9 protein-coding genes and 1 pseudogene are annotated in these 6,844 nt (G+C 73.9%); 3 read left to right on the top strand and 7 right to left on the bottom strand.

Annotated features, from left to right (window positions below; translation table 11 throughout):
- Nucleotides 1-134 precede the first annotated feature (134 nt).
- The gene (locus VG276_10690; protein HEV8649847.1) at nt 135-905 is read left to right on the top strand and encodes a dihydrodipicolinate synthase family protein; all 771 of its coding nucleotides are present in this window, start codon (nt 135-137) and stop codon (nt 903-905) included.
- A gap of 127 nt (nt 906-1,032) precedes the next feature.
- Here the strand turns inward: VG276_10690 and VG276_10695 are convergent, their stop codons facing one another.
- Nucleotides 1,033-1,764, bottom strand: a complete 732-nt coding sequence (locus tag VG276_10695) for an MBL fold metallo-hydrolase (GenBank protein ID HEV8649848.1) — start codon at nt 1,762-1,764, stop codon at nt 1,033-1,035.
- Between the two features lie 239 nt (nt 1,765-2,003).
- Between VG276_10695 and VG276_10700 the strand changes: the two genes are divergently transcribed.
- On the top strand, nt 2,004-3,062 hold the full coding sequence (locus VG276_10700; protein ID HEV8649849.1) for an alpha/beta hydrolase: 1,059 nt from the start codon (nt 2,004-2,006) through the stop codon (nt 3,060-3,062).
- A gap of 13 nt (nt 3,063-3,075) precedes the next feature.
- Here the strand turns inward: VG276_10700 and VG276_10705 are convergent, their stop codons facing one another.
- Nucleotides 3,076-4,014: an alpha/beta hydrolase gene (locus VG276_10705; GenBank protein ID HEV8649850.1), complete on the bottom strand. Its 939-nt coding sequence runs from the start codon at nt 4,012-4,014 to the stop codon at nt 3,076-3,078.
- Between the two features lie 86 nt (nt 4,015-4,100).
- Between VG276_10705 and VG276_10710 the strand changes: the two genes are divergently transcribed.
- Nucleotides 4,101-4,538: a hypothetical protein gene (locus VG276_10710; GenBank protein ID HEV8649851.1), complete on the top strand. Its 438-nt coding sequence runs from the start codon at nt 4,101-4,103 to the stop codon at nt 4,536-4,538.
- 732 nt (nt 4,539-5,270) lie between these two features.
- Here the strand turns inward: VG276_10710 and VG276_10715 are convergent.
- The 5 genes and pseudogenes from VG276_10715 to VG276_10735 all read right to left on the bottom strand — a co-directional run.
- Nucleotides 5,271-5,558, bottom strand: a pseudogene (locus VG276_10715) (alpha/beta hydrolase).
- A gap of 27 nt (nt 5,559-5,585) precedes the next feature.
- Entirely contained in the window at nt 5,586-5,885 is a 300-nt protein-coding gene (locus VG276_10720) for a VOC family protein (protein HEV8649852.1), read from the bottom strand.
- Nucleotides 5,886-5,916: 31 nt separating this feature from the next.
- Nucleotides 5,917-6,078, bottom strand: coding sequence for a hypothetical protein (locus VG276_10725; GenBank protein ID HEV8649853.1), 162 nt, complete (start codon nt 6,076-6,078; stop codon nt 5,917-5,919).
- A 48-nt stretch (nt 6,079-6,126) separates the two neighbouring features.
- Nucleotides 6,127-6,405 (bottom strand): hypothetical protein, encoded by a 279-nt coding sequence (locus tag VG276_10730; GenBank protein ID HEV8649854.1) that lies wholly within the window; start codon nt 6,403-6,405, stop codon nt 6,127-6,129.
- Between the two features lie 192 nt (nt 6,406-6,597).
- On the bottom strand, nt 6,598-6,844 hold a 247-nt coding region (locus VG276_10735), incomplete at its 5' end, for a LuxR C-terminal-related transcriptional regulator (protein HEV8649855.1).

A 6,844-nucleotide genomic window follows, 5' to 3' on the forward strand; every position in this document is an offset into this window, starting at 1 on the left:
CACCATGGCAGCGAGCGGTATTCTCCTAGCGCTGTCGCGCCCTCACCCACCGCAAGGAGGTCTCCGGTGCCGCGACCCGAGACGAAGGCGCCCGCCGGCGCCGCCCGGCGCCGCTTCTGCCCGGACGGACGGGCATGACCGCGCCCCCGCTGTTCACCGGCGTCGCCGTCGCCCTGGTCACCCTGTTCGACGCCATCGGCGAGGTCGACGCCAAGGCCACCGCCGACCACGCCGCCCGGGTCGCCGAGCTCGGCGTGCGCGCCATCGTGGTTGCGGGCTCGACCGGCGAGGCCGCCGCACTCACCTTCGACGAGCGCACCAAGCTGCTCGCCGAGGTCCGGCGGGCCGTGCCGGCCACGATCCCGGTGGTCGCCGGCACCGGCGCCCCGGCCACCCGCCAGGCCGTGGCGCTGACCAGGGCGGCCGTCGAGCACGGCGCCGACGCGGTGCTCGCGCTCTCGCCTTCGCGGGTCAGGGACCCGCGCTCCTACTACGAGGCGGTGGCGGGCGCCGCCGCGGGCCGTCCGGTGCTCGCCTACCATTTCCCCGAGGCGTCGTCGCCCGGCGTCCCCGTCGACCTGCTGCCGGAGCTGGCCGTCCAGGGCGTCAAGGACTCCTCGGGTGACCCGGAGCGCCTGCTCGCGGAGCTGAACGGGTTCCAGGGCTGGGTCTACGTCGGTTCATCCGCGCTGCTGGCCTACGCCGGGCCGCTGGGCTGCCCGGGCGCCGTGGTCGCGCTCGCCAACGTCGTGCCCGAGCTGTGCGCGACCGCGTTCGCCGGGGACACCAGCGCCCAGCTCGAGCTGGTCAGCAGCCACGTCGCCGCGCGCCGCGACTTCCCCCACGGCCTCAAGGACCTGGTCGCCAAGCGGTTCGGGACCTCCCGGACCGCACGGCTGGCATGAGGCCCGAGGCGGACCACGCGGCTGGGAGGAGGCCGAGACCGGACCTCGGGGCCTGGACCGCTGCCGCTTCCCGCCCCGGGAGGCGCCGGGCCAGACCGGCCAGGAGCTGCGCGCCTTCTCCGCCGGGTTACGAGGGACCGGCCGCCCTGGCCAGGCGCGCGGCCTCGGCCGCGCCCTGGGTCCAGGGCTCGCCATGGCCGGGGAGGAGCACGGCGGCCGGGACACTGTCCAGGACGTCGAGCGACCTGAGCGCCTGCGGGGTGTCGCGGTTGAGGCCCGACGGCATGATCTGCGGGCCGATCCGGCCGGTGAGGGGGTTCCTGGTCGCCAGCACGTCTCCGGTCAGCAGCACGCGCCGTCCCTCCAGGAACAGGGCGGCGCTGCCGGGGGTGTGCCCGGGCGCGTGCACGGCACGGGGGCGTCCCGGCACCTCCAGCGTCTCCCCGTCGGCGAACGTGGACACCTCCTGGACAGGGACGATCCTGGCGGCCCCGCGGCGCACGAGCGAGAACAGGGTCCGGTAGAACTCGACCCGCAGCAGGTACGACCTGGCCTTGCCGTCGTTCTTCCCGGGCGTTGCGCCCTTGGCCACCTCGGCGTCCGCGTCATGGACCCAGACCGGTGCGCCGGCCGTCGTGCGGGCGCGCTCGGCACACCCGATGTGGTCGGGGTGGGCGTGGGTGAGGAGCACGGCCTCCAGGTCGTCCAGCCCGCGGCCGAGGGCGGCCACGGTGCGCACCAGAAGGTCCCAGTCGCGGGGCGCCCCGGCGTCGACCAGCACGAGCTTCCCCCCGTCCTCGACCAGGTAGAAGTTCACCACGCCCTGCGTGAGCCGGTGCACGCCTTCGGCGACCTCCATGTCATCCCCTCCCGACCGAGCGCCCAGACCGAGGCGAGCATATTCCAGACGAGTGAAGGGCGCGCCGGTCGGGGGAAGCCGCTGGGTGCAGCCACAGCCAGTGCTGGTTGCGAGCCTGGGCCTGCGGGGGGCGAGGGTCCGCAAGGGTCTCGGCGGGGCGAGCGTCCCGCGATCTGCCGTCGCGATCTGCCGTAAGGTATCGCGCGAGCGCAGGGCGGAGTCGGTCAGGAGGTGCGGGGATGGAGCGTGTCGTCGTGGACACCGCCCGGATCCGGACGCACTGCTTCGTGCAGGGCCCAGAGGACGGCATCCCGGTGCTGCTCATCCACGGCAACCTCACGACCGGCCGCTTCTGGCAGGACGTGACCACGGGGCTCCCCGGTGGCTACCGGGTGGTCGCGCCGGACCTGCGGGGCTTCGGGCGGACCGAGGCAAAGCCGATCGACGCGACCCGGGGGCTGCGCGACTGGAGCGACGACCTCCACGCGCTGGTGGAGGCGCTCGGCTGGGCCGGGAGCGGCCGGGTCCACGCCGCCGGCTGGTCCAACGGCGGCGGCGTCCTGCAGCAGTACGCCATCGACCACGGCCAGGAGCTGGCCAGCATCCTCCTGGTGGCGCCGCTGTCGCCGTACGGGTTCGGCGGCACCAAGGACGTCGAGGGAACCCCCTGCTACGACGACTACGCCGGTAGCGGGGCGGGCACGGCCGCGCCGGACTTCGTGCGCCGCCTGGCGGCCGGCGACGACTCCGAGGAGGAGCCAGTCTCCAGCCCGCGGGTGGTGATGCGCACGTTCTTCTGGTCACCGGCGTACAAGGCGCCCGACGAGGACGAGTTGATCGCCGAGGTGCTGCTCACCGCGGTGGGGGACACCGCTTACCCCGGCGACCTGGCCACCTCCCCGAACTGGCCGGGGGTGGCGCCTGGCGTCAGCGGGGTGAACAACGCCTTCTCGGCCAGGTGGTGCGACACCAGCGCCTTCGCCGGGATCGCGGACAAGCCGCCCGTGCTGTGGCTGCGCGGCGACGCCGACCAGGTGATCTCCGACCAGTCCATGTTCGACTTCGGCACGCTCGGGTCGCTCGGCGCGGTGCCCGGATGGCCCGGGCCGGACGTGTTCCCGCCCCAGCCCCACGTGTCCCAGATGCGGGCGGTGCTGGACCGCTACGCTGACGGCGGCGGAGCGCTCCAGGAGGTGGTCCTCGAGGGCTGCGGCCACGGCCCGCTCGTCGAGCGGGCGGCGGAGGTCCGGGCCCGGCTGCTGGGCCACATCGAGAACGGCGAGCGCCACTTGGACTGAGAGGCGCCGAGGATCACGCGGACGCGGCGGGCTTGTCGACCTCCGGGGTGCCGGCAGGCTCCGCGACCATCCGGTCGATCACCTCGGCGACCAGGGCGGCGTGCGGGTCCTGGAGCATGGTGTAGTGGTCGGTGCCGGGCAGCGCGAGGTCCACGCGCAGGTCGAGCGCGCCGGCCAGCACGTCGCGGGCCTGGCCGGAGACCAGCGGGGGCGTCCCGGGGAAGAAGCCCTCAGCCGCCCGGACCAGCGCGACCGGGCAGCCGACGCGCGCGAGGGCGTCGGCGGTCGCGCCCCGGGAGGCGCCCCAGGCGGCGTCCTCCTGGACCGCGGCCAGCAGCGCCTTCGGCTGCCACCCGTCCTCGACCTCGGCGAGGTCGTAGCGGAAGTAGTCGGCCAGCTCGGGCGCGAGCCGGTCCAGGGTCAGGCCCTGCCCCGGGAACCAGTAGTCCAGGTAGGCGTCGGGGCTCGGGAACGTCATGGTGAGTCGGCTGAACGCCCGGGCCAGGCCCGCCTCCAGGTCCGGGTCGCGCCGGGCGCCCTCGGCGCCCGCCGGGCCGGCACTGGCCCAGCCCCCGTCGAGGAGCACCAGGGCCCGCACCCGGTCTGGCGCGGTGAGGGCGACCTGCTCGACCACGAACGCCCCCATCGAGTGGCCGGCGAGCAGCGCCCGCTCGATCCCGAGATGGTCGAGCACGCGCAGCACGTCGCCTGCGTGGGTCTCGAAGCCGTAGCCGGACGGTGGCTTGCCGGAGTCGCCCCGGCCGCGGAGGTCCGGCGCGGCCAGGCCGGCGGGGTGGCGCAGGTGGCGCGCGACCGCGGAGAACGCACGGTGCTGGGCGGTGATGCCGTGCACCGCGACCACCGGGTCGGGCCCCACCCCGGTCCGCCCGCCGGCCAGCGGCGGGTCGCCAGGCACACGCAGCGTGTCCCACGCGGTCGACCTGCCCTCCATGCCCTCGCCCCTGGTCCTGTGCCGCGGCACGGCGCCAGCGACAGGCCCCACGATACCCGGCCGCCGGCCAGGCCTGACAGCTTCGGTTGAGCGGCTCGCCCCGGTCGGTGCCTGGCCGGGCGGGGCGGCTCGCGCCGGACCGCGGCCAGCAGCGCGCTCGAGCCGCTTGCGCTGCGCTCGGGCGGATCCTGGCCAGCGTCCGCGGGGAGCTCGAACGCGCCGCCAGGGACGCCGAAGCCGGCCTCCTCGGCAGGCTCCGGGACACGCCACCGCGGCAGTGGGCGCCCGTGCTGGCGGAGCTGAACGACCTCCTAGGCACGCTCGACCAGGCACGCCTGGCCGCGCAGTACTCCCCCGAGGGACGCATCCGCGTCGACCGGACCCTGGCGGAGGTCACCCCGGGGCAGGCGTTCGAGGCGGCGTGGCATGGCGTGAGTCTGGTCGAGCCCGGCCCGACGCTGCACGTGACGCGGAACGAAGGGGGTACGGGTGGGGACGCCGAGGAGGCTGAGCGACCCCGCTGATCATCGAGGCGCTCGCGGCTGGCCTGTCGCAACGCCAGGCAGCGGAGCACGCGAACGTCAGCCTTCGCACCGTCGAGCGCCGAGTGGAGGACCCCGAAGTTCCGTCAGAAGGTCCGGGCGAGGCAGGAAGACGACATCGCTCAGCGCGCGAAGCTGGACCAGGACCTGTGGAGGGCGGGAAGCGGCTGCTTGGGCATGCGATGACGAAGCTGCCCGCGGTCCTGGACAACCTGCACGTGCCCGGGTTGCACGTGATGGCCGCGGCCACGCTGCTGCGCTACTTCGCGCCACAGGAGCCATCGATCGCGGAGGCGGAGCTGCTGGACGCGGAACGGACTGCCGCGGAGGTGTTCGGTGTGCCGGACGGGGGCGGAGGCGAAGGGCGTGGACGTCCTCGACATGGTCCGCGCGACCGTGGCGCTGGGAAACGGGGAGCGTTGGGAGCCGGACACGCGGGTCCCGGCGGAGATGGAGCGTCCCAGCCTGGTCGTGTCGACGGGAAGGACCCGGAGCCGAGGCGGCCGGGCCGGGGGATGGTGGACAGCGGGGGGTGTACCGATGACGGGCAGGGTGGCCGGTACCGGCCCCTGGCCGCGTTGCAGCGGAATGGCCACGGAGCCTGATCCATCCGGTAGCAGGTCGGCCAGACGCCGACCGTGTTCGGGGCGCTGCACGCGATCCTCAGGCGTCCAAACCACCAGCGCGGGACGGTCAAAGGACCGCAGCCGCGTGGTCGTTCTGCACCAGCGTCACGTCGCGCAGGTCCAGGCGCTCCAGCAGCTCGGCGACGACTCGGCCGAAGCCCGAGAGCGAGAGATCGGCGTTGGGCCGCATCGGTCGGCGATGCGAGCCCAGGGGAAGCGTGGGAACCACGCAACGATGGTCGCGCTGCAGGTCGGCGACCATCGGTTCCCACACCGACCCGTCCATGAGGACACCCTCCAACAAGACCAGCACTGGACCGTCGCCGCCGGTGTCTTGGTAGTCGATGGTTCCCGCCGTCAGCTCCACCTCAGGCATACATGCTCCATTAGATAGATCGCAATGCTACTTGCCGCTGAAGAAAAGGGGGTGAGCAGTGGCGGGGAGACGGTCGGGCAATAGTCGGTCTGGAGGTTGCTCAACCTGAGCACGAGCCCCGTTCAAGGAGCCGGGAGGTATCGACTCGAACCAGGTGACCAGCGTCAGCGCGGTGGTACCTCCTGGGGGCCACTGGACCCAGCGGATCCCTGGAACGGAGTCGTCCTCGCGCCGCAGCTCGAACCCCAGCTTGTCGACGTAGAACGCCTTGGCCCGCTCCTGATCGGACACGGGAACCGAGACCACGACCACGTCCTGGACTGCCATGCCTACACCTCCTTTCGGTGTGCCTGTTAGCTCAGACGGTCTGCATGTGTGAGCCTTTCGTTCGGGTCAGGCGGCGGCGCCGGCGGTGGCGTCGGCCGGCCGGCGTCCGCCGCCCGGCCTCGGGCTCCTCCAGCAGCCAGGCGACCCGCGGCTTGGCGCGCCGCAGGGCCAGGTCGGCGTGCAATGGGTTCATGGCTCGTCCTCCTTGTCGGGCGTGGCGGTCATGAGATCTCCTTGTTGGTCAGGTGGCGGCTGCACCAGGCGGTGACGGCGGCGTCGACCCGCAGCCCGTCGCGGTCTGCGGCGCTGGGTCAAGGCCGGGCTCCTCGGCCAGCGCGTGCGCCATCTGCGGCGCGATCACCAGGGCCACCCGACCGGGCACGCGGTAGCGGTCGGCCAGGGTGTCCCACAGCCGCGCGGCAACGGCCCGTGACGCCGTGCTCCACCGGTAGGCCGCGTCGCGTCGTCGCCGGTTGACAGCCACGCCCACCCGCCGCCGGGCCCCCACCCATGCCGCCACCCCTCGCCCCCGAAGGTGAGCAGCACGGCCAGGACATGCGATGCGGTCATCGGTCACCTCGCTTTGGGTCGCAGCATCGTTACCGACCCCAGTGTTGGGGTGGGGGCGTACCCGCGTCGTCGGCTGGCGAGCGGCTCTTGTGCTGCACATGGAGGTGCCGCGCCTACGCCGCGGCGCGTAGCCGGCCGGGCGTCAGCGTGCGTCCGGGGCGGCCAGGCCGGCCTGGAAGGCGACCACCACCAGCTGCGCGCGGTCGTGGGCGCCCAGCTTGCCCATCGCCCGGCTGACATGGGTGCGGGCGGTCGCGGGGCTGACCACCAGCCGCTCGGCGATCTCCTCGTTGGCCAGCCCCTCGGCCACCAACACCACCACCTCACGCTCCCGCTCGGTGAGCGCGCGCACGCCCGGGTGCGGCGCCGGCCGGCGCGCCCGCCTGGCC

It is taken from the genome of Actinomycetes bacterium (assembly GCA_036000965.1).
Taxonomy (GTDB): domain Bacteria; phylum Actinomycetota; class CALGFH01; order CALGFH01; family CALGFH01; genus DASYUT01.